The organism is Tunturiibacter empetritectus, from assembly GCF_013410875.1.
Classification (GTDB): domain Bacteria; phylum Acidobacteriota; class Terriglobia; order Terriglobales; family Acidobacteriaceae; genus Edaphobacter; species Edaphobacter empetritectus.
Window position 1 is genome coordinate 2,789,426 of the sequence record NZ_JACCCU010000001.1, and the last position, 21,358, is coordinate 2,810,783.

A 21,358-nucleotide genomic window follows, 5' to 3' on the forward strand; every position below is an offset into this window, starting at 1 on the left:
ATGATCGAAGGCATAACAATTCTTCTTACGATCTACGCCTTGCTCATTGGAACGTCCCTGATGATCAAGCCCTCCTTGGCTATCCACCTAATAGCCAGAAGCGGATCAAAGGAAGCGTGGGAGATGCGGAGTAGCCTTCACAGCAGAAAGAAACAACAGCAGTACCGCGTGCTGGGAGCTGTCATTACCATCGTCGACATTGTTTTTATCTTCACTGTAATTCGACCCTTCGGGAGCTAACCATGACCACTTACAACCCCCAACTCACCGGAGCGGAAATCATCTGGGCCACACTCGTCGGCGAAGGCGTGGACAAGGTCTTCGGCTACCCAGGCGGAGCCATCCTCCCTGCCTATGACGCACTGCGCAAGTTTCCCATCCATCACATCCTGGTGCGCCACGAGCAGGGCGCATCGCACATGGCCGATGGCTACGCCCGCGCATCGGGCAAGGTTGGCGTCTGCATCGCCACCAGCGGACCCGGCGCTACGAACCTCGTTACCGGCATTGCGACGGCCATGCTCGACTCCATCCCCATCGTCTGCATCACCGGCCAGGTTGGCAGCAAGGTTCTCGGCTCCGATGCGTTCCAGGAGGTCGACATCACTGGCATCACGCTGCCCATCACCAAGCACAACTACCTCGTCACGCGTGCTGATGACATCGCACCAGCACTGCGCGAAGCCTTTCAGGTTGCGACCAATGGCCGCCCCGGCCCTGTGCTGGTCGACATCACGAAGGATGCACAGCAGAACACCGCCGCCTTCAACTTTGAAGCTGCTGCTCCCGCGCCCTACCGCCCTCACCCGATGCTGCAGGCGGAGTCCTCTTCCATCCAACAGGCGATAGAACTCATCCAGCAGGCGAAACGCCCCGTCATCCTCGCCGGTCATGGCATCACGCACTCCGGCGCTGAAGCACAGGTTCTCACTTTCGCAGAACGTCAACAGATCCCCGTCGCGAGCACGCTGCTCGGCCTCGGAGCCTTCCCGACGTATCACCCGCTGTCGCTCGGCATGATGGGAATGCACGGCGAATCGTGGGTCAACAACGCGATCCAGCAGGCCGACCTGCTACTAGCCTTCGGGATGCGCTTCGACGATCGCGTTACCGGCAACCTTGCGCACTATGCGCCGAATGCGAAGAAGATTCACATCGAGATCGATCCGTCCGAGATCAACAAGAATGTGAAAGCTGACGTGGCTCTTATAGGCGATCTTCGCGAGACTCTTGAACTTCTTCTACCCTTGCTGGCGAAGAAGACAGATACAACCTGGATCGGTGAGGTCAATGCGATGAAGGGCGATGCAGCCGTTCGCGACATCATCAATCTGCCCGACAATGGCCATCTTTATGCAGCCCATGTCATCAACGACATCTGGCGCGAAGCACACGCAGCGGGCCGCGCCGATCGAACCATCATCGTTACAGATGTCGGGCAGCACCAGATGTGGGAGGCGCAGTACTATAAGCACGATGTGCCTCGTTCGCTGATCACCAGCGGAGGCCTTGGCACCATGGGTTTTGCGCTTCCGGCGGCGATTGGCGCGAAGGTCGCTTGTCCTGACAAAGATGTGTGGGTGATCGCAGGAGATGGTGGATTTCAGATGACTGCTGCTGAGCTTTCGACCATTGTTCAGGAGGGTTTGGCGATCAATATCGCCGTGATTAACAATGGGTTTCTGGGCATGGTTCGGCAGTGGCAGGAGGCGTTTTACGAGAAGAACTACGCAGCATCGCCGATTCTGTCGCCTGACTTCGTGAAGCTGGCGGGAGCGCATGGTATTGATGGGGCGCATGTTAGCGAACGAAAGCATGTGACCCCCACGGTTACAAAGGCGCGGACCAGCGGTAAGGCGTTTCTGATCAACTTTCAGGTTGAGAAAGAGGATGGGGTCTATCCGATGATCGCTCCCGGGGCGGCGCTCCATGAGATGGTGCGGCGGCCGGCGAACGATCCGCTTCTGGAGACGGCGGAGGACGAATAATCTTTAGGTTTCTCCAGAAAAATTCTGGCTGTGGTGCTGGAGCTAAGATCATTGTTTTTCCCTTGGGTTTGAGGGGTGTTTTAGAAAAAACGGTGTTCTGGATGTGGTTTTTTGATGGTGAGAACGTGGTGAAATGCGTGGCAAACGTGGTGCGTTAGCAGCGTGCTTTTGATCGCCGAAAAATACGCCAGATTTTTGAAGTTTATTTTTACCTGCTGCACAATTGTGATCTTTTGAGAGAGGGGCTACAGATGCTGAGTCGATTCGGAGCTGGAGCGAGTAGAAAACTCGGAGTTCTCGCACGCGTTGTCTGTCCGCTTCTCGCCGTCTCGGCGTCTGTGGCTGCTTCGGCTCAAGCTGCTGCTGCGCCGGCACAGGCTGCTGCGCCGGTTCAGGCTGCTGCATCGGCTCAAACTGTTGCCGAAGCCCCGCCTCCGCCGGGTCAGGTTCGCATCCGGGTGATCAACGCGCTCACCAACGCGCCTGTCCACGATGAGAGGTTGAATGTGGCTCTTCGCGAGGATCAGATCGGATCGGTCGCTATGGGGACCGACAAGAACGGATTTATCCTGGTGGATCCGAAGAAGGCGACCATTCTCCGCATCCTCGCGAATATGTATGCGGACTGCAGGCCACGGAGTGAGCTCTATACCAACTACTCCGTTGCAGCGATTCTCAGCGCTGGAGTGACAGCGGGCAATCTTTGCAGCAGTGCAAGCCCGAAGGCCAAGCCGGGCGAGCTCATCCTCTATGAGGTTCCCAAGACTTATCTTCGCCAGTACCCTGCACCGCCGGTCGATTCTCTGCCCCATAGTCCAAACTAAAACGCCGCACTTCGTTACTAAACGCAGCACCCGGCTGAAAGGCACTTATGCTCCACACCGAAGCTGCCGCACTGAACTATTTTTTGAGAGAAGATGAGTTGCCCAAGACATTCCAACTCGAGACTCCCCGTCTCCTTTTGCGCCGCTGGCAGGAGACTGACCGTGCGCCCTTCGCCGCAATGAACGCCGACCCGGCCGTTATGAGGTTTTACCCCGCTCCGTTCACACGCCAGGAGAGCGACGAGTCGATCGACCGCTACCTTGCGGCCTTCGAACGTGAGGGGTTCAGCTTCTTCGCCGCGACCCTGCGCGAGACGGGCGCGTTCGCCGGGACCATAGGACTGCAGACAATGCGCGACGCCGTACCCAATCTCCCTCAACCCGCGGTCGAGATAGGCTGGCGCCTCACGCTGGACCACCAGGGGTTGGGATTGGCGATGGAGGGCGCACGTGCCATCGTCGATTTTGCGTTCCGGCAACTCGCTCTCGCTGAGGTCGTTGCGATTACGACGCTGGCTAACCATCCTTCGCGTCGCGTCATGGAGAAGTTAGGCATGACCCATCGTTCTGAGCTCGACTTCAATCATCCCCGCGTTCCCTCAGGCCATCCGTATGAGCGCCACACACTTTACAGCCTGCACAACCCGAACATCTCCGAGGTCTCATGCTCCACACCTTTGTAGCTCTGGTCCAAGACAAACCCGGCGTGTTGACGCGTGTCGCCTCGCTGTTTCGCCGACTCAACATCAACATCGTCTCACTGACGGTGGGTGAGAGCGAGCGGGCCGATATCTCGCGGATGACGATCGTCTGCGAGGCGCCGGACCATGCTGCGCATCGCATTCGCGCCTCGCTCTATAAGCTTGAGATCACGGTGGAGGTGGACGAGGTGGGCCGGGCCGACGCCGTCATCCGCGAGCTCTGCCTGATCAAGGTTGCGGCCGGGCCAAAGACTCGCTCGCAGATCTTCGAGCTTGCCACCGTCTTCCGGGCGCGTGTGGTCGATCTGGCGCCTGAGTCGGTGATGCTTGAGATGACCGGGGCGGCCAGCAAGATTGAAGGGCTGGTCCAGGTGCTCACCGAGAGCGGATATACGATCCTTGAGGTCTCGCGCACGGGGCGCATGGCGATGCGGCGTGGCCACCACACCAGCCGCGTCTTGAAGGCGCTCGGCACGCCTGACCATGACCACAGCAATGAGACGTCGTTCCCTGAAAAGCCGGAGGCTGATGAGATTCTGCCGAATGAGTTCACCGATGTCCATGAGGAAGAGGCTTAGTCTTTTATGCCGGATTTTTACGAGAAACTCAAACTACAAAGCAAAGCCTCAAGAGCGAGCCGATTCTCGCTATTAGCTGGAATAGTCTTCGGAGTTGTTTACGGATTACTGTTCCGGCTTTCCACAGACGCAAATTTGGCTCAAAGGTCAAACCACACATCAACGATGACCTTGTCTTTCCTCGTTCTCGGTTCCTTCTTCGTAGGCTTGTTGACGGTTTATCTCTCGGAGAGGGTAGTACATCGAAACGCAGTGTTATGGATCGTTGCTCCTTGGCCGAGCATTCTGCTCGCAAGCCTTCTCTCGGTTGTCTTTCGGATAGAAGGTTTGATTTGCCTTATCTTTGCTTTGCCTATCGCTCTTGTCTTCTCGTCTGTTGGGGGTCTGGTCGGCGGTGCCGTCGCACGAAAGTCTGCCGACAACTTCCGTACGGTTTCCTGCGTGGCACTCGTGCCGTTTTTGCTGGCACCTGCTGAAACGTATCTCACTATGCCTGTGCAGACGCATACCGTTGCCAGCGAAATCGTCATTCACGCTTCTCCCTCAGTTATTTGGCACAACATAATTCGCGTTCCCCCTATCTCCCCGGCAGAACTGCAATCGACCTGGACACACCAGATCGGCTTTCCTCGTCCCGTCGAGGCTACGCTCTCGTATGAGGGGGCAGGCGGCATTCGTCACGCAAGTTTCGAACGCGGTCTGGTCTTTATTGAGACCGTTACGGCCTGGGAGCCTGAGCATCGCATCGCCTTCAGCATTAAGGCGGATACGGCTCACATTCCTCCTACAACGCTCGACGAACACGTGACCATCGGTGGTCCCTACTTCGACGTTCTTGATGGAGAGTATCGTCTCGAATCACTACCGAATGGCGATACTCTTTTGCACCTGACCAGCCACCAGAGACTATCTACTGACTTCAACAGCTACGCCGGACTATGGTCGGACGCAGTCATGCAGAATCTCCAAATCAGTATTCTTAAAGTGATTCAACACCGCTGCGAGCACACGTAAACTCTAAACACAAATCAAAGGGAAAGAACAAACACAATGGCAAAGGCATACCACGACGTAGACGCAGTGTATTGGCATGCTCCTAGCCAAGGATTGGTGCGATGAAGATTTTGGTTTTCGCTGTTGTCGCGCTTGCGGCGATTCCTGGTTGGTGCCAGAGCGCCCTGCCGCCCGCGCCGACAGACCCATGCAGCTTCGATAGCGCACCCGCGAGTACGCCAGTACGGCTGCTGCTGGGTACCGCTCCAGTTCCTTACAACTTTGCGTGCGGGGTGAACAGGCCTGCGGGCGTGTGCGTTTCGTTGCCGATCAAGCCCGGCATTGTTGTCAGCGTGGGAGCGGAGAAGAGTGGCTGGACCTGCATTACGGGGGGCGACTCGACGAGCGGCTGGGTTCCTTCGACGAGTCTTGGTGAGTTGCCCACGACGCCGCGGATTTCGCCGAGTGCGTGGATTGGGTGGTGGCAGCAAGGGAAGAGTCGCCCAGGCATGAGGAACGACCGCCTGCTGATCACTAAGGGTGACGCTCCAAACAGCTTTCACGTGAGCGGCAGGGCCTACTGGTATGGACTTAACGACAACGTACACCTCGGCGAGGTGAAGGCCGAAGGCTTTGTGGTCGGCCCGTATATGCACATCATTGAAGGAGACGAACTCTCCGGCTGTGTCATCGATCTGAAGTACGATGTCTCCACTCGCCAGTTTAGCGCTTACGATAATCAAAGGTGCGGCGGCGCGAATGTTCGCTTTGGACGCACCTGGACAAAGTTCACCCCTTCGACCACACGTTCCCAGCGTTGAAGATTTCATTACTCCAAAACTGAAAGAAGACAATAGAACAATGGCAAAGGCATATCACGACGCAGACGCAGACCTCTCTCTTATCCAGGCAAAGAAAGTTGCCATCATCGGCTATGGCTCGCAGGGCCATGCGCACGCGCTGAACCTCAAGGACTCGGGCGTTGATGTTCGCGTGGGGCTGCGCAAGGACTCGCCCAATGCGGACCGAGCACGCAAGGCCGGGCTTCAGGTCGATACCGTCGCCGAGGTTTCGAAGTGGGCCGACGTCATCATGAACCTGACGCCGGACCAGACGGCGGCGAAGGTCTACCACGCGGAGATTGAGCCGAATATGAAGCCGAACGTGACGTTGATGTTCGCGCATGGCTTCAACATTCGCTTCCGCACCATCACTCCGCCTGCGACGGCCGATGTCTCGCTGGTTGCGCCGAAGGGCCCTGGGCATCGCGTTCGCGAGGTGTTCACCGAGGGCGGCGGCATTCCGGGGCTGGTTGCAGTGGAGCAGGATGCGAGCGGACATGCGCTTGCGCTGGCGTTGAGCTATGCCAAGGGCATCGGCTGCACTCGAGCTGGCGTGCTCGAGACCACGTTTACTGAAGAGACCGAGACCGACCTCTTCGGCGAGCAGGCGGTTCTGTGCGGCGGCACCAGTGCGCTGGTGAAGGCAGGGTTCGAGACGCTGGTCGAGGCCGGCTACCAGCCTGAACTGGCATACTTCGAGGTGCTGCATGAGCTGAAGCTGATCGTCGACCTGATGTACCGGGGCGGGCTGGAGTACATGCGCCACTCCATCTCGGACACCGCGGAGTGGGGCGACTACGTGGCCGGACCACGCATCGTGACCCCTGAAGTGAAGAAGGCAATGAAGGGTCTGCTGAACGACATCCAGGACGGCAGCTTTGCGAAGAGGTTTATCGTGGAGAATGAGACCGGCCGCCACGAGTTTACCCGCATACGCAAGCAGGAGGCCGCTCATCAGATTGAAAAAGTAGGGGCCGAGCTGAGAAAGTCCATGCCGTTCCTCGATCCGGTCGTGGTAAAAGACGGCCAGGTGCACAAAGCGTGAGCCGGTGCGTCTAAAGTCTGTACCTGTTAGAGTTGGCGTAACTTTTATAGATCTATTTACAAATCAAAACGGCAGGAGCGGCATCCAATCTGGTGTCGCTTCCTCCGTTTCAATCTCAGATGATCCTCAAATCCGTAATGGTCGCCGGGCTGGCCAAGGTTCTGCTTGAAATTCAGGAGCAGAGAACTACCGCGAGGCGGAACCTCTGTAACAATGGAGGGGAAGATCTACTGAACTGGTTCAGACGTCTTCGCGACAGAAGGAGCTCCAGGAATGGCCACTGTTGACAGCTACGAAAGCCTTCTCCCGACACTTCCCGTCCCTCCGGCGGATCAATTGGCAGGTCCCCCCGCCCAGCCATCTTCTATCTCGGATATCGTCGCCGGGCTCCGTACGATTACGCCGCTGGATGGCCTGACGGAGGAGGAGTACACCTGGATTGCGACCAAGGGGAGCGAGCGCGTCGGCCAGGATCGATCGATCGTGTTCCGCGAGGGTGAACCTGCCTGCAATATGAACTTCATCCTCCAGGGAGAGGTGCAGGTACGCCGTCGCCGCTCGAATGCTGCGTTATTTATCGGCCGGGCGGGCTCGATGACGGGCAAGCTTCCCTTCTCCCGCATGAAGACCTATGGCGGTGAAGGCTACTCGGTCGGCTCGGTGTGGGCGATCGATGTTCCCGAGTCGCTATTCCCCGAGATGCTGACGGCGATCCCGTCGATGGCGCAGCGCTGCGTCTCGCAGTTGCTGGACCGGGTGCGCGAGGTGACCCGCATGGAGCAACAGTCCGAGAAGCTGAATGCGCTGGGCAAGCTGGCTGCGAACCTTTCTCACGAGCTGAACAACCCCGCTTCGGCTGCTCAACGCTCGGCCGCGAGCCTATTCGGAGAGCTCAAGGAGTATGGCGAGCAGAAGTACAAGCTTGGCAACATGTGTCTGCCGGATGAGACGACGGAGAAGTATAAGGCCTGGATCAAGAATGCACGGGCGCGGATGTCCGCCTACTCAAACCTGCCGAAGGGCTCGCAGAATCCGTTGGCGAATACGGATCGCGAGGAGATGCTGGTGGAGTGGCTGAACGCCCACAACGTGCCGAATCCGTGGACGATTGCACCGGCGCTCTCGGAGACGACGCTGGCGTTCGACCTGCTCGACGAGTTGGCGGAGGTGGTTGGCCCGGAGGTGCTGCCGATCGCGGTGGCGACGGTGGCCAGCTCGCTGCGGGTGGAGCGGATGGCGGAGACGGTGGTTGACTCGACGGTGCGGATCTTTGACCTGATCAGCGCGATCAAGGACTACTCGTATATGGACCAGGCGCCGATTCAGGATGTCGACCTGGCGCAGTCGCTGGAAAATACGCTGGTGATGTTCAACTCGAGACTGCGGAACGTCCAGGTGGAGCTGGAGTTCGATCCGAATCTGGAGACGGTGAGCGCTTATGGCAGCGAGCTGAACCAGGTTTGGACGGCGCTGATCGAGAATGCGCTGGACGCGATGAACGATAGGGGGACGCTGCGGCTGCTGACCAAGGGCGGCGGCCAGATGGCGCTGGTGGAGGTCTGGGACTCGGGGCCGGGGATCGATCCGGAGATTCGGTCGCGGATCTTTGAGCCTTTCTTCACCACCAAGGCGCCGGGCCGTGGGCTGGGGCTGGGACTCGACACGGTTCAGCGCATCGTCAATAAGCACTCTGGGTTTGTCACGGTGGAGTCGAAGCCGGGTGCTACCTGTTTCCAGATCCGGTTGCCGCTGGATCGTCTGCAGGCTTACTAAAATCAGTGGGAAGAGTCATTTAGATCTCCCTATTGCAACTTTCGCTTTAGCTATTTTGTGATTTCGACGCCGCGCCAGAAGGCAATGTGGTGTTTCACATTGCGGGCGGCAGGCTTAGGATCAGGGTAATACCAGGCTGCGTCGGGGTTGTCCTGACCGTCCACGACGATGGTGTAGTAGCGGGCCTGCCCCTTCCAAGGGCAACTGGAGGTCGTCGAGCTGGGCTTCAAAAACTCCCGTTTTACCGACTCTTCGGGGAAGTAGATGTTCCCCTCAACGGTCTCAAAGGTTTCGCTTTCGGCCAGCGTCTGGCCATTCCAAACTGCCTTCGCCATAATCCACTACCTGCATTCTTTTCAACGAGTTACGTTCACGAGCCGAGCCAGGCCGCCTGTGCCGGGAGCATTCGGGGAAGCTTGGGGCCGTGATGCATTTGTAACAGAAACGATGCAAAAAGGGAAAGTCTCGGGTCTTCGGGTATGGCTCAGGTCGTGACTCAGACGGAGGGTGTGGGCCGCCCGAAGTTCTTGAGAAACCCCTCGTACCGCGATCTGGCTGCGGGGTAGGCGTCGATCAGAGCGGCGGTCTGGGCCATGAACCGGTTGCCACTCTCCTTCTCCGTTTCGGCGTGGAAGTGGTGGAACTTGGCGTAAAGAAGAATCCCCTCGTTGTTCGAATCCAGAAAGAGGTCCGGGTCGAGCGCGCCGCGCATGATTAGCGAAGCCGCCATCTCCCAGTAGCTCAGCGCCTGACGCCACGATGGATTGTGCTCCGATTTGGGGTCCCTCGAGACCACGCGCAGCTCCTCGAGCGTCGTGGGTTGAAACTCGAAGACAAGAAACCTCCGAGCCTTGCGGAGCGTCTCTTCCCGGCGGATCTCGTACAGCTTCATAATCAACTCTGCGTCTGCTGCTGTGGCCATGCCGTTCCTTATCTTTAGTTAAGCTACGCTCTCGACAATCGCCCGGGTCTTCTCGGGATCGGGCCGTTCGAGGACGGGCGCGGGAGCCGGTCCTGCGATCTTCTTCTGGTAGGTGCAAAGGGGAGTCGTCGGCTCTTCCTCGGGCGCACCCTTCTTCTTGCGGCGCTTGGGTAGAGCTTCGCGATTGTTCGGGCAGATGAGGTAACTTCCCTTGTCGTTGACGACCTCAAGCACATACGCGCTGTCACACTTCGGGCAGGTCTGGTCGACCAACTTCAGGTTTGAGGCAAAGTCGCACTTAGGATAGTTCACGCAGCCGTAGAAGAGGTCGCCGCGCTTGGTCTTGCGGACGGCAATATCGCCGCCATCCTTTGGGCACTTTACGTCGAGCAGCTCCTGCTTGATGTATTTGCACTTGGGATAGCCGCTGCAGCTGACGAACTCGCCGTACTGGCCGTTGCGAAGCAGCAGCGGTTTGCCGCACTTCGGGCAGGACTCTGCGAGCTGGACCGGCGGCTTCTGCTGCACCTTCTGATTCAGTTTGCGAATCGTCTTGCAGGGCGGATCTTCGTTGTAGCCGGGGCAGGCCATGAACGGCCCCCAGGGACCATTGCGCAGCACCATCGTGCGTCCGCAGTTGTCGCAGGCCTCCTCCTCGGGCGCCTCGTCGGCTCCGGGTGCGCTCAGATCAGGCTTTGCGGCGAAGTTCTCCTTGGTGAAGTCGCAGCTTATCGGCTCGACCGTGACCTTCTTGCCCTGTTCCGCAGCTTCGGCGATGGCCGACGCCATCTCCTTGGCATCGCCGACCTCCTTCGAATATTCGACGACATCTTCGGTAGTCGACTTCACGATCAGCGGGAAGGCAAACGCACTTGTAACCTTCTTCGTTACAGCTTTAGGATCCTTCTTCCAGGGGCCAGCCGCAATCGTCATCGGCTTTACTTTGGTGAAGTTGCTGCACGAGTAGAAGCTGCCGAACTTGCCCCACTTCAAGATGAGAGGGCTGCCGCAGTTGTCGCAGACTTCATTGGTCTTCTGCTCCATCCGCTTGACGTCTTCCATGTTGTCGCTGGCGACGTTCAGCTCCTTCTCGAAGTGGTCGTAGAACCCGCTCAGCAGATCGGTCCATCGTTCGGTACCGTCTTCCACTGCGTCGAGTTCGCCTTCAAGTGTCGCAGTGTAAGCCGTGTCGAAGATGTAGGGGAAGTTCTTCACCAGCAACTTCGTCACGACGGTGCCAATCTCGGTTGGCACAAACTTCGACTGGATCTTCTTGACGTAGTCGCGATCCTGAATCGTATTAATGATGGAGGCGTAGGTGGAGGGCCGGCCGATTCCCTTCTCTTCGAGTGTCTTGACCAGGCTCGCTTCGTTGAAGCGCGGCGGTGGCTGGGTAAACTTCTGCAGAGGGTCCAGCTTTTGCAGACGCAGCGCCTCGCCGTTGCTCAACTCCGGCAATCTTGCTTCTGTCTCATCCTCTTCTTCACTTCCAGCCTGCGCGGCGGCATCAGCGTCCACAGGCGATTTCGCGCTTGCCTCTTCCTTCGCTGCTCTGTCTTTGGCTGCCTGGCGTGCGCGCTTGTCTTCTTCTTCGAACTTCAGGTGACCTTCGAACTTGAGCACACTGCCGGTCACGCGGAAGTCATAGGCGAGCTTTGCCTGCGCAACAATATCTACCGTCGTCTGATCGAAGACCGCTGGCGTCATCTGGCTCGACACAAAACGCTGCCAGATCAGCTTGTAGAGGCGGTACTGCTCGTCGCTCAGATACTTCCGGATCGAGTCCGGTGTGTACTTTACGCCGGTCGGCCGGATCGCCTCGTGCGCACCCTGCGCCTCCACCTGCTGCTTTTTGCCGACATACTCGTTCGGAGTTGCCGGCAGATACTTCGCACCCAGCTTGCCGATGAACTCGCGAGCCTCTGCAATTGCATCTGCGCTGACGCGGGTCGAGTCGGTACGCATGTAGGTGATAAGACCGACAGTGCCCTCTGCGCCAATCTCCACGCCCTCATATAAACGCTGCGCCACGCCCATCGTGCGTCGCACGTTGAAGCCGAGACGCCCTGCTGCATCCTGCTGCAGTTTGCTCGTCGTGAACGGAGCCTTCGGATTGCTTCTGCGCTCTTTCTTGTCGACCGAGCGGACGCTCCACTTCGCAACCTTCAGTTCGCTGACCACCTCGTCGACGGCCTCTTGATCGGGCAGCGCGTTCGACAGAAAGAGCTCTTTGCCCTCTTCATCTTTGCCGTTGGCGACGCGAGCAGGCACGCCGTTGACACCGACGAACCGTGCGGTGAAGCTCTGCTTGTTGGCAGTCGGCTCAAGCTGTGCATCGATGGTCCAGTACTCCACTGGATTGAAGTCATTAATCTCCTGCTCGCGCTCGACGATCAGCCGCAGCGCGACGGTCTGCACGCGTCCTGCGGAGAGTCCGCGTCGAACCTTGTCCCAGAGCAGCGGAGAGACCTGATAGCCCACCAACCGATCCAGCACGCGCCGCGTCTGCTGCGCATCGACCAGATCCTCATCGATATCCCGTGCGTGCAAGAACGCAGCCTGCACCGCTTTTTTGGTGATCTCATTAAAGGTGACACGCCGAACCTTCGACTTGTCCTTCATCATCGGCAGCAACTGGATGGAGAGGTGTGCGGCGATGGCCTCGCCTTCGCGGTCAGGGTCCGGCGCAAGGTAGACCATGTCCGCCTTCGACGCCAGTTTCTTCAGCCGATCCACCACCTTCTCTTTGCCTGGAGACACGATCAGCGTCGGCTCAAACGTCCGCTTCTTCAGCTCTACGCCGATGTCGTTCTTCGGCAGGTCCATGATGTGGCCTATCGAGGCCTCCACCACGTAGTCACTGCCGAGATACTTCCCAATCGTCTTCGCCTTCGCCGGCGATTCGACGATAACTAATGATTTACCCATTTGTTCCCTTCATCCACCAGAACGAAATGCCGAGGCAAAACGTTCCACACTTGCCTTTTCCATTGCGAACCTAACACGAGTTCCGCCAACGCGTCATCTTGTCATGTTTGCTCAACTGACGAAATCGAACTGAGAAGGTCATAGCACAGCAACCAAAACCGGCGAGCCGACCCACGCTGTGGATAACCTGCCAAGTCAAACGAAACCATGAGCTTACGTTTATCTTTGCGGCATCCGGTTTGCCGTGGGAATCAACCTTGCCACTGCGGCTCAGAACGCCCGCACATAATTTTTTCCCGGAAGTTGCCGAACGCGGCCTGCAAGCTCCAGTTCGAACAGCGCTGTGAAGATCTCGGCAGAGCCTAACTCTGCCTCCAACTGTTCGATCAGCTCGTCCAGTTGCGTTGACTCGTCGTGCCGCAACCGATCGAATACGATCCTTTCGTGCTCGGGAAGCGGCGTATCGTTAAATAGAGATGCAGCCCCTCCCGGTTTCGATTCAGAGCCTCCCCCAGTCGCCGCCTGCTCATCCTCCAAGGCCAGCCTGATCTCGGAGGGCAGATCCTCCCAGATATCCTCCCACGTCGCTGTGAGCTTAGCGCCCTGTTTTATCAGTGTGTTAGGCCCCCACGCGTTCTTGTTCGTCACGTTCCCCGGGACAGCGTAGACATCGCGATTCTGCTCCATCGCACACCGCGCCGTAATTCTGGTTCCGCTGTACTCAGCCGCTTCGATGACCAGCACCCCAACACTCATTCCGCTCAGAATCCGGTTGCGGATGGGAAAGTTCTGCGGCGCGGGAAATGTTCCGAGGGGGTACTCGCTTACGATGGTTCCGCCGGTTGCGACGATCTGCTCGGCCAGCTTCTTGTTCTCCTTGGGATAGATGACGTCGATGCCTGTGCCCCAGACAGCAACGGTTTTGCCGCCTGCTTCGATCGCTCCCTTGTGCGCTGCGGTGTCGACCCCGCGAGCCATGCCGCTGAGAATGACCATCCGCCGATTCGCAAGATCGCGCGAGAGCAACTCCGCCATCCCCGCTCCATACGGCGAAGGCTGACGCGTTCCAACGACGGCAATTCCAGGTCGGGCCAGCAGAGAGACATCGCCGCGGATCCACAGCGCCGACGGTGGATCGTAGATCTCGCGCAGCCGCTCGGGGTAGGCCTCCTCTTCGGGTGTCAATAGACTACCGCCGGCTTCGGCGACGCGCTTTAACTCTTCTTCCGCCGCAGCTTTGGCTTTGCCTTCAAAGACGAACTGCGCCGACTGCGCCGGCATCCCTGCGCCCTCTAACTCGGTCAGCGACGCCTCCAGCACACGCTCCGCCGCCCCCAATCGATTCATCGCCTTCCAGATTCTTGTGGGTCCCATTCCCGGCGTCAGCGTCAACGCCACCCAGGCCAAACGCGCCTGCTCCTTTACCACTGTTGCATCCTGCTGCGCCAAAGCCATTCATGGTCCTCTTCATCGGTATGCTTCGCGGGCCTCTCTAGTCTGCGACTTCAAACATCGCCGACCGGCAGAGGCTCACCGTCACTGTATCGCATCTCACGCGGCAGAGTCGGAGGCAAAACTCTCGGCAAGGATAAAGGACACACCACTCATCGCCAATGCAACTAGCAGGCTAGTGACCTCGTCGCCATTGCGCGGTTGGGCTGCCACGCGCGGCAGATGCAAGATGAGAACCCAGATAAGAAACATCGTGCCCAACAGAATTGACGCGGTTCGTGCCATCTGCCTGGTGATGATCGCCAGAGCAGCTGCGACAAACGCGACTCCGACGAAGTACGCCCAGAAGAGACGCGCAGGAATCCATGCGGGGACAATTGTCGCCACAAACTTCGCATACAAAAAATGCTGCGCGGCGAAGACGACCAGCGCGACGGCAAACGCAACGCGCCCGAAGGTGGCTAGATGCGACAAGGTCTTGTTTGTCGGCTCGAACCTAAGTCCGTCCGGAGTCTCGATCCGAGCCAGCACGAAGGCACCACCCATCAAAGCCAGAAGCTCGAAGCCGCTGGTCCAGGGATCGGGACTATGCGGGTGCGCGATAAGTCTGGGGAGTTGCAGAGACAGGACGTACAAAAACAGAGCAACCCCCAGAAACGCCGCCGCCAGTCGTGCCATTTTTTCAGTCACAATGCAGACTGCAACCGCGATCAGCACAGCTCCAGCCAGCACCGCCATCGGGTGCGGCCCCGGAATCCACGGAGGGCCAGGAATCGGCCCCTTCAACCCGCCGACGTAGATGAAGTGCTCTACACCAAAGAACACCAGCGCGATGGCAAAGAAGAGACGACCGACCTTCAACAATCCATCCATTCTTTTTGCTCCCTTTCCGAATGACCTGGTTGCGTCGTGAGAATCCTACTACCAGTCTGCTATCTATCCTCCTCGTCACACCGCTTGCACTCCATCAGGCTTCCGATGTGCGCCGCTCTGCCCTCTTTCGTCGTCACCCACTCCCGCAGAATCCAAGGGGGATCGTGCCGCACATGCTGCCCATGCCCGCAGTCCAACCGGGCCGCCCAGTGCTGCTGTTCATCCTGATAAAACCCCACCACCCGCCTCTGCATCGAGCGCGTCCCCCTGACATCCAATAAACTAGTCCTTTGAACACTTCGTCTTCATCTTCCATGCTTCGTGTCGCTGCCATCAACTTTCTCAATCCCGCACCGCTGATGTGGGACTTCGAACACGCACCGCTTGCGCAGGAGCTGGCACAGCGCTATTCGCTGCACTACACCCAGCCCTCGCAGTGCGCCGCAGAGCTTCTCGCAGGCCGCGCCGACCTTGGCCTCATCCCTATCGCAGCGCTTACGCCGGAGCTCGCCGTCGTCCCGGGCTGCACCATCGCTTCGTTGAATGAAGTTCGTTCTATTCAGCTCATCATCAAATCGCCTCACACTTTCAGCACAGTGAAGACGGTCTCGGCCGACACCGCCTCTCGCAGCTCGCTCGCGTATGCGGAGATTCTCTTCCGCAGATTCGCCAACAATCATCCGGCCTTCCTGCCCGCTTCAGCCGATCCTGTGGCCATGCTGCAGCAGGCAGATGCTGCGATCCTGATCGGCGATCCGGCCCTGTTCGCCCTCGAACGCCGCGAACATATCGAGGCCGTGGTTGGTCCATGCCAGTGGTTCGATCTCGCTCATGAGTGGCACATCCGCACCAACGTACCCTGGGTCGCCGCGGTGTGGGCCGTGCGGCCAGAGTCTCTGGGGGCTCCTGGAATCACCGATATTCAACTCGTCGAAGACCTCGAAGCCTCGCGCAATCACGGCCTGTTGCACATCGAAGATCTGGTCGAAGAGTGGGCTCCGCGAATCAACCTGAGCCCCGCTGTCATTCGTCACTATCTCTCTAGCAATATCCACTACGTTCTAAATACGGATTGCATGCATGCCATTAAACTCTTTCGGCAGTACGCCGCGGAGGTCGATGTTCTTCCCGCTCTGCCCGATCTTCGCCTCCTGTAAGTCCTCTGCTATACTCGCCGCTCCACCAATCTTTTTAGAATTTCAGCGACTTCTTCTCCGTGGGTCGCGTCTTAACCTCTATGAGCCTGCGCGCAGCTGCCACGATCCTAATCGAGATCCCAGTCAAGAGCCTCGTCGCAGCCCTGCAGACGGCTGGCTCCACGCATCATGCGCGTAGTCCCTTCCTCCATCTGCTCTTCAGCTTTGGCCTGTTCGGCGTCTTTCTGGTCTCAATCGTCGACAGCTCCTTCGTTCCACTGCCTCTGCCCGGCGTCACCGACATCATGATCATCGTGATGTCCGCGCAGCATCAGAGCTGGTTCCTGTTAATTCTGCTCGCTACAGTCGGTTCAGGACTCGGCGGATGGTTTAGCTATCAGGTAGGCCAGTCGGGCGGCATGGCCTTTATCGAAAAGCACATTCCGCCGCGCATCTTCAAACGCGTCTGCGACTGGATGGAAAATCACGCCATCCTCTCCGTGGCTCTGCCGGCGATTCTGCCGCCTCCCATGCCGCTCAGCCCCTTCGTGCTCGCTGCCGGCGCGCTCAAGATGTCGCGCAGAAAATTTCTTACCACCTTCATCATCAGCCGATGCCTGCGCCACTCGGTCGCTGCGTGGCTCGGAATCTACTACGGACGGCACATCCTGCATCTTTGGAACAGCCTTTCGGCAAAGTACGCAACTCCTGTCCTCATTGTCATCTGGACGGGAATCATCGCAAGCTGCGCCTTTGCCTTCTGGAAGCTCTATAAGACCTCGCGCACCGTCCATCCAGGCTCGCGAGCAATCGCCAAGCACTCCAACACGGCTGCCTGAGTCCACTTCTTTAAGCCGCAGCTTTTGCCCGCGGAGCAAACTTGCGCTGGTAGTACGCCGTAGTGAGGATGATTGCAGGCACCCCCACCATCACGGGCCACAGCCACACGTACCAGTGATTGCCAACGACCCGCGTCAGCGTGACTACACTGAAGGCAGACCACGCCGCAATGTAGCTCCCGATAAAGTTTCCCAGATGCGTGTACCACCAGAACATCTTCTCCCTCGGCTTGCGCACGAACGAGAGCAACTGGGTCGCCGCGCCTCTCATTCCGATGAATCCGAACGCCACACCTACCAGCGGAATCACCTCGATGGAGGCGGGACGGAACCACGACATCCAGGCCAACAGCGCACTTGTCGCGAAGGTGACGATACCGGCGATCCAGTCGATCGGCTCCGCTCCTCCTCCGCGCGCCAGCTCCTTCAACTGCAGAACACGATAGCCCGAAAAGGCAAAGTAGAAGCTGAACACCGCCACCAGGGCCAGAAACCGCACTGGAAAGAAGAAGGCCATCGGTATCGCAGTGGCCGCTACGATCCCCATCGACCACAGATAGACCATCCCCCAGCGTTTATGCTGCTTGCCACCCTTTGCCGTGACCAGCGCGACGGGAGCGAGTAGAAACGACGAGGCCCCAGCCGCAATATGAATCGCAAGAAAGATCTTTACCCACAGCGGATCGAGTGCATGCATCACTTCCTCCTTTTTCCCTTGCTTTCTATCTCATCCAACTCCGCCAGCGTCTCTCTGCACCACTTCAATATGGCTGCACTATGGTGGCGTCCATAGTTCAGCGTCATCAGCCAGTAGGGCAGATTCGGGTCGTTCGCCTTATCCCGCCGCAGCTGCTTCGCCATAGCGGTGTACACCTTCAACGCCCTCTGGTGAAACTCCATATTCGAAGCCACGTGTTCGCGGTTGACGCTCATCGCGACGTGCACACCGAAGAAGAGCTTCAGCAACAACTCGTTCCTCGCCGTCTCTTCCGCGACTGGAATCTTCAACCATTCCTGAAGTCGCTCGCGTCCGTCCGCCGTAAGCGAATACAGGTTGCGGTCCGGCTTCCCCTTGTTGCGCTCGGTCTTCTTCTCGACCAGACCAGCTGCCGCAAGCCGCTTCAATCCTGGATAGATCTGCCCATAGCTCTCGCTCCAGAAGTGCCCGATGGAGCGCGAGACCATCTGGCGAATGTCGTATCCGGACATCGGCCTCAGGCTCAGCAGTCCAAGCAAAGCATTCGGGGTCGACCCGCCTTCCATCTTCATAGCTTCAAGATATATATCTAAAAGATACACTGAACAAGAAAATTATTAGAAGAGGCTAAAAGAAAACGGGTGAAGCATCTCGGCTTCACCCGCTCGAAATTCTTTAGAGCCTATGCTTTAGAACTCCCACCGCAACAAAGTGGCTCCCACGGTGAAGCCAGCACCAACGCTCGCCAGCAGAACCAGATCGCCCTTCTTTAGCCGCTTCTCCTCAAGCGCCGTCTGCATGGCCATCGGAATCGTAGCCGCCGTGGTGTTGCCATACCGATCGATGTTGATGATCACCGAACTCTCCGGCATGCCCAGCCGCTCCGCTGTCGAAAGAATAATCCGCTTGTTCGCCTGGTGCGGGATGAAGCAGCTAAGGTCCTTGCCCTCCACGCCGTTGCGCGACAGGATGATCTCCGCAGCTTCGGCCATCTTGCGGACCGCAAACTTGTACACCGCCTGCCCGTCCTGGTGGACGTAGTGCATCTTCGCTGCGACCGTCTCGGCTGATGGTGGATGCAAGCTGCCGCCGCCGGGCATGTTCAAAGCCGCCGCACCAGAGCCGTCGATCTCGTGCCAGTAGTCGACCATCCCGATCTCCCCGTCTTCGCAGGGCTCGAGCAGCACCGCGCCCGCGCCGTCGCCGAAGATCACGCAGGTCGCCCGGTCGGTGTAGTCGATGATTGAGCTCATCACATCCGCTCCGATCACCATCACCTTCTTGTGCATCCCGCTCTCGACCAGCTTCGCTCCCACCTGCAGGGCATAAGGAAATCCCGAGCAGGCCGCCGAAAGATCGAACCCCCAAGCGCCCTTCACGCCGAGCTTGTCCTGCACCAGGCAGGCTGTCGCCGGAAAAAACATATCGGGCGTCACCGTGGCAACGATGATCACCTCCAGCTCACTAGCCTCGATGCCGCGAGCCGCGAGACACTTCTTCGCCGCCTCCACCGCCAGATCGCTGGTCGCAACCCCTGGGTCCACGATGTGCCGCTCACGAATTCCCGTCCGCTCGACAATCCATTGATCGTTGGTTGCGACCATCTTCTCCAGATCCGCATTGGTCAATAAACGCGGCGGAACATAGGTCCCTACCGAACTGATCTTCGCGCGTACCCGCGTCTGCGGTTTCAACGTCAAACTCAAACTCTCACCTCATCTAATGTCGCAGTAGCTAATAAAAAAAACTGATTCAAAATGAACCGTCGTTCACCATCGGAGACCATTCTCTCTGAGAAGCGAACGCATGTCACCTTTGCATTGACGAGCAGGGTGCTGAAAAAGACACACTTCGACCGCCGAAGGAAGATTTCGTGATGTCGCAAACGGGAGAACAAGAGGGGATCGTGCACCGGGCGACCTACTGTGCCACCACAAGAGGCTGCGGCGAAAGCAGATGGAGTGCGAAATAATGCACCGGGCTACCGCCATCGCGGGAAGCTGTGGCGAAGTACATGGAGGCGAGGATAGTGCACCGGGCGACCTACTGCGCCCGTAATGACCCGTTACCGTTGCTTCCTTCCGGACCTGGCGGGGTTGGCGGGATTACGTCGCGTAGGACCCGGCACATGAGCTAGTTTAGCACTTCAAACCCGAACTGTGCTGACGCCGCTATCTCCATCCAGTGCAAAACTTCGAGGAGTACTTTCAGCAGATCTCTCACCCTTCGTCGTTGTCATCTCTTCTTTGAAGCAGCTACAATTTTTGAGATATCACGAGGGTCTACTTTGCTCAATCGATTTAGCCGTCGCACCTTCGCCCGCCTGCTCGGATCCGCCGCACTCGCCCCCACCGCACTCACAACCGTCGCCACCCCGGCCTTAGCTGAAGTCACTCCCTCCGCACCTGCTGCGCGAACATTTCCCCAAGGCTTTCGCTGGGGCTCTGCGACCGCCTCCTATCAGATCGAGGGCGCCGTCAATGAAGACGGCCGCGGCCCATCCATCTGGGACACCTTCTCCCACACTCCGGGCAAGATTAAAAATGGAGACACCGGCGACGTTGCCGACGATCACTACCATCGCTACAAAGACGATGTGAAGCTGATGAAGGACCTCGGCCTCAAGACCTACCGCTTCTCCGTCGCATGGCCGCGCGTCTTTCCGCAAGGTACCGGCACGCCCAACCCAAAGGGCCTCGACTTCTACAACCGCCTCGTCGACGAGCTGCTCGCAGCCGATATCCAACCCTACTGCACACTCTTCCACTGGGATCTCCCGCAAGCCCTCGAAGACAAGGGCGGATGGCAGTCGCGCGACACCTCCGAGGCCTTCGCGAACTACGCCGGCTACGTCGCCGAACATCTCTCCGACCGCGTCAAGTACTTCATGACCCTCAACGAGATGAGCTCGTTCGTCAGCGGATACGCCTCACCTCGCCATGCCCCAGGCCTCACGCTTCCACCCGCAGGCGTCAATCAGGTTCGTCATCATGCGGTGCTCGCCCACGGCCTTGGGGTGCAGGCGATCCGCGCCCACGCAAAAGCAGGCACCAAGGTTGGCTTGGCGGAAAATGCAAGAGCCGCCGTGCCCGTCATCGAAACGCCAGAGCACATCGCCGCCGCTGCAAAGGCTATGCGTCAGATCAACGCTGGATACCTGACCGTCATCATGGAAGGCCGCTATACCGACGCCTACCTCGCACATGCGGGTGCCGACGCGCCGAAGTTTACGGACGCTGACATGAAGGCTATCGGCACGCCGCTCGACTTCATCGGCCTTAACATCTACACCCCCACCTACGTTCGCGCCGACGACTCCCACGCCGGCTTCGACCTCGTTCCATCACCAGAGTCGTACCCGCACATGATGAGCCCCTGGCTGCATGTTGGCCCCGAGGCGCTCTACTGGGGACCGAAGCTCGCCGCGCAGCTCTGGAACATCAAGGAGATATACATCACTGAGAACGGAGCCTCCTCGACCGACGTCCTCACGCCCGACGGCCACGTCTACGACTCCGACCGCGTCATGTACCTCCGCAACTACCTCACGCAGCTTCATCGCGGAGTCGCCGAGGGCGTCCCCGTCCGCGGCTACTTCCTCTGGAGCCTGATGGACAACTTCGAATGGGCTGACGGCTACGCCTACCGCTTCGGCATCCACTACGTCGACTTCGCCACGCAGAAGCGCACCCCCAAGATGAGCGCGCACTTCTACCGCGAAGTCATCGCACGCAACGGCCTCGCTTAAATGCGCTCGACGGGCAAGC

20 protein-coding genes and 1 other RNA gene are annotated in these 21,358 nt (G+C 58.4%); 11 read left to right on the forward strand and 10 right to left on the reverse strand.

The window, feature by feature from the left end; translation table 11 throughout:
- Positions 1-242 precede the first annotated feature (242 nt).
- From ilvB to HDF08_RS11595, 8 genes are all read left to right on the forward strand, one after another.
- Positions 243-1,988, forward strand: a complete 1,746-nt coding sequence (ilvB, locus tag HDF08_RS11560) for a biosynthetic-type acetolactate synthase large subunit (protein ID WP_179638601.1) — start codon at positions 243-245, stop codon at positions 1,986-1,988.
- Positions 1,989-2,239: 251 nt separating this feature from the next.
- Positions 2,240-2,812, forward strand: coding sequence for a hypothetical protein (locus HDF08_RS11565; RefSeq protein WP_179638602.1), 573 nt, complete (start codon positions 2,240-2,242; stop codon positions 2,810-2,812).
- A gap of 98 nt (positions 2,813-2,910) precedes the next feature.
- Positions 2,911-3,495 carry a GNAT family N-acetyltransferase gene (locus HDF08_RS11570; RefSeq protein ID WP_179638603.1) on the forward strand — a complete coding sequence of 195 codons (585 nt, stop codon included), beginning with the start codon at positions 2,911-2,913 and terminating at the stop codon, positions 3,493-3,495.
- Positions 3,477-4,091: an acetolactate synthase small subunit gene (gene ilvN, locus HDF08_RS11575; protein ID WP_179638604.1), complete on the forward strand. Its 615-nt coding sequence runs from the start codon at positions 3,477-3,479 to the stop codon at positions 4,089-4,091. The genes HDF08_RS11570 and ilvN overlap by 19 nt, the downstream gene beginning before the upstream one ends.
- A 6-nt stretch (positions 4,092-4,097) precedes the next feature.
- Positions 4,098-5,105: an SRPBCC family protein gene (locus HDF08_RS11580; protein WP_179638605.1), complete on the forward strand. Its 1,008-nt coding sequence runs from the start codon at positions 4,098-4,100 to the stop codon at positions 5,103-5,105.
- A gap of 101 nt (positions 5,106-5,206) precedes the next feature.
- The gene (locus HDF08_RS11585) at positions 5,207-5,905 is read left to right on the forward strand and encodes a hypothetical protein (RefSeq protein WP_179638606.1); all 699 of its coding nucleotides are present in this window, start codon (positions 5,207-5,209) and stop codon (positions 5,903-5,905) included.
- Between the two features lie 40 nt (positions 5,906-5,945).
- The gene (ilvC, locus tag HDF08_RS11590; RefSeq protein ID WP_179638607.1) at positions 5,946-6,971 is read left to right on the forward strand and encodes a ketol-acid reductoisomerase; all 1,026 of its coding nucleotides are present in this window, start codon (positions 5,946-5,948) and stop codon (positions 6,969-6,971) included.
- A 273-nt stretch (positions 6,972-7,244) separates the two neighbouring features.
- The gene (locus HDF08_RS11595; protein ID WP_179638608.1) at positions 7,245-8,744 is read left to right on the forward strand and encodes an ATP-binding protein; all 1,500 of its coding nucleotides are present in this window, start codon (positions 7,245-7,247) and stop codon (positions 8,742-8,744) included.
- A gap of 50 nt (positions 8,745-8,794) precedes the next feature.
- On the opposite strand, the gene HDF08_RS11600 is transcribed toward HDF08_RS11595, so the two are convergent.
- The 6 genes from HDF08_RS11600 to HDF08_RS11625 all read right to left on the reverse strand — a co-directional run bounded on the left by HDF08_RS11600 (position 8,795) and on the right by HDF08_RS11625 (position 15,173).
- Entirely contained in the window at positions 8,795-9,079 is a 285-nt protein-coding gene (locus HDF08_RS11600; protein ID WP_179638609.1) for a DUF427 domain-containing protein, read from the reverse strand.
- Between the two features lie 161 nt (positions 9,080-9,240).
- Positions 9,241-9,666 carry a DUF4760 domain-containing protein gene (locus HDF08_RS11605; protein WP_179638610.1) on the reverse strand — a complete coding sequence of 142 codons (426 nt, stop codon included), beginning with the start codon at positions 9,664-9,666 and terminating at the stop codon, positions 9,241-9,243.
- A gap of 18 nt (positions 9,667-9,684) precedes the next feature.
- On the reverse strand, positions 9,685-12,594 hold the full coding sequence (topA, locus tag HDF08_RS11610; protein ID WP_179638611.1) for a type I DNA topoisomerase: 2,910 nt from the start codon (positions 12,592-12,594) through the stop codon (positions 9,685-9,687).
- A gap of 270 nt (positions 12,595-12,864) precedes the next feature.
- A complete protein-coding gene (dprA, locus tag HDF08_RS11615; protein WP_179638612.1) occupies positions 12,865-14,049 on the reverse strand; it encodes a DNA-processing protein DprA in 1,185 nt (394 codons plus the stop codon).
- Positions 14,050-14,145: 96 nt separating this feature from the next.
- The gene (locus HDF08_RS11620) at positions 14,146-14,919 is read right to left on the reverse strand and encodes a DoxX family protein (protein ID WP_179638613.1); all 774 of its coding nucleotides are present in this window, start codon (positions 14,917-14,919) and stop codon (positions 14,146-14,148) included.
- A gap of 59 nt (positions 14,920-14,978) precedes the next feature.
- Complete coding sequence (locus HDF08_RS11625) at positions 14,979-15,173, reverse strand: DUF3565 domain-containing protein (RefSeq protein WP_179638614.1); 195 nt, start codon at positions 15,171-15,173, stop codon at positions 14,979-14,981.
- A gap of 60 nt (positions 15,174-15,233) precedes the next feature.
- On the opposite strand from HDF08_RS11625, the gene HDF08_RS11630 reads away from it, so the two are divergent.
- Positions 15,234-16,076, forward strand: coding sequence for a menaquinone biosynthesis protein (locus tag HDF08_RS11630; protein WP_179638615.1), 843 nt, complete (start codon positions 15,234-15,236; stop codon positions 16,074-16,076).
- Positions 16,077-16,156: 80 nt separating this feature from the next.
- Positions 16,157-16,894 (forward strand): YqaA family protein, encoded by a 738-nt coding sequence (locus HDF08_RS11635; RefSeq protein WP_179638616.1) that lies wholly within the window; start codon positions 16,157-16,159, stop codon positions 16,892-16,894.
- Between the two features lie 10 nt (positions 16,895-16,904).
- Here the strand turns inward: HDF08_RS11635 and HDF08_RS11640 are convergent, their stop codons facing one another.
- The 4 genes from HDF08_RS11640 to ffs form a co-directional block, all read right to left on the reverse strand.
- Positions 16,905-17,591, reverse strand: coding sequence for a DUF2306 domain-containing protein (locus HDF08_RS11640; protein WP_179638617.1), 687 nt, complete (start codon positions 17,589-17,591; stop codon positions 16,905-16,907).
- On the reverse strand, positions 17,591-18,163 hold the full coding sequence (locus tag HDF08_RS11645; protein WP_257030989.1) for a PadR family transcriptional regulator: 573 nt from the start codon (positions 18,161-18,163) through the stop codon (positions 17,591-17,593). The genes HDF08_RS11640 and HDF08_RS11645 overlap by 1 nt, the downstream gene beginning before the upstream one ends.
- A 117-nt stretch (positions 18,164-18,280) precedes the next feature.
- A complete protein-coding gene (locus HDF08_RS11650) occupies positions 18,281-19,297 on the reverse strand; it encodes a beta-ketoacyl-ACP synthase III (RefSeq protein ID WP_179638618.1) in 1,017 nt (338 codons plus the stop codon).
- A 323-nt stretch (positions 19,298-19,620) separates the two neighbouring features.
- An RNA gene (gene ffs / locus HDF08_RS11655) (signal recognition particle sRNA small type) lies at positions 19,621-19,718 on the reverse strand.
- A 160-nt stretch (positions 19,719-19,878) separates the two neighbouring features.
- Here ffs and HDF08_RS11660 point away from each other — a divergent pair.
- Positions 19,879-21,339: a GH1 family beta-glucosidase gene (locus HDF08_RS11660; RefSeq protein ID WP_179638619.1), complete on the forward strand. Its 1,461-nt coding sequence runs from the start codon at positions 19,879-19,881 to the stop codon at positions 21,337-21,339.
- Positions 21,340-21,358: the final 19 nt, after the last annotated feature.

Coding starts and splice junctions, on each gene's coding strand:
- ilvC (WP_179638607.1), top strand. CDS start 5,946: ATGGCAAAGGCATATCACGACGCAGACGCAGACCTCTCTCTTATCCAG.
- HDF08_RS11630 (WP_179638615.1), top strand. CDS start 15,234: ATGCTTCGTGTCGCTGCCATCAACTTTCTCAATCCCGCACCGCTGATG.
- HDF08_RS11635 (WP_179638616.1), top strand. CDS start 16,157: ATGAGCCTGCGCGCAGCTGCCACGATCCTAATCGAGATCCCAGTCAAG.
- ilvB (WP_179638601.1), top strand. CDS start 243: ATGACCACTTACAACCCCCAACTCACCGGAGCGGAAATCATCTGGGCC.
- HDF08_RS11565 (WP_179638602.1), top strand. CDS start 2,240: ATGCTGAGTCGATTCGGAGCTGGAGCGAGTAGAAAACTCGGAGTTCTC.
- HDF08_RS11595 (WP_179638608.1), top strand. CDS start 7,245: ATGGCCACTGTTGACAGCTACGAAAGCCTTCTCCCGACACTTCCCGTC.
- ilvN (WP_179638604.1), top strand. CDS start 3,477: ATGCTCCACACCTTTGTAGCTCTGGTCCAAGACAAACCCGGCGTGTTG.
- HDF08_RS11625 (WP_179638614.1), bottom strand. CDS start 15,173: ATGCAGAGGCGGGTGGTGGGGTTTTATCAGGATGAACAGCAGCACTGG.
- HDF08_RS11580 (WP_179638605.1), top strand. CDS start 4,098: ATGCCGGATTTTTACGAGAAACTCAAACTACAAAGCAAAGCCTCAAGA.
- HDF08_RS11640 (WP_179638617.1), bottom strand. CDS start 17,591: ATGCATGCACTCGATCCGCTGTGGGTAAAGATCTTTCTTGCGATTCAT.
- HDF08_RS11645 (WP_257030989.1), bottom strand. CDS start 18,163: ATGAAGATGGAAGGCGGGTCGACCCCGAATGCTTTGCTTGGACTGCTG.
- HDF08_RS11605 (WP_179638610.1), bottom strand. CDS start 9,666: ATGGCCACAGCAGCAGACGCAGAGTTGATTATGAAGCTGTACGAGATC.
- topA (WP_179638611.1), bottom strand. CDS start 12,594: ATGGGTAAATCATTAGTTATCGTCGAATCGCCGGCGAAGGCGAAGACG.
- HDF08_RS11620 (WP_179638613.1), bottom strand. CDS start 14,919: ATGGATGGATTGTTGAAGGTCGGTCGTCTCTTCTTTGCCATCGCGCTG.
- dprA (WP_179638612.1), bottom strand. CDS start 14,049: ATGGCTTTGGCGCAGCAGGATGCAACAGTGGTAAAGGAGCAGGCGCGT.
- HDF08_RS11585 (WP_179638606.1), top strand. CDS start 5,207: ATGAAGATTTTGGTTTTCGCTGTTGTCGCGCTTGCGGCGATTCCTGGT.
- HDF08_RS11600 (WP_179638609.1), bottom strand. CDS start 9,079: ATGGCGAAGGCAGTTTGGAATGGCCAGACGCTGGCCGAAAGCGAAACC.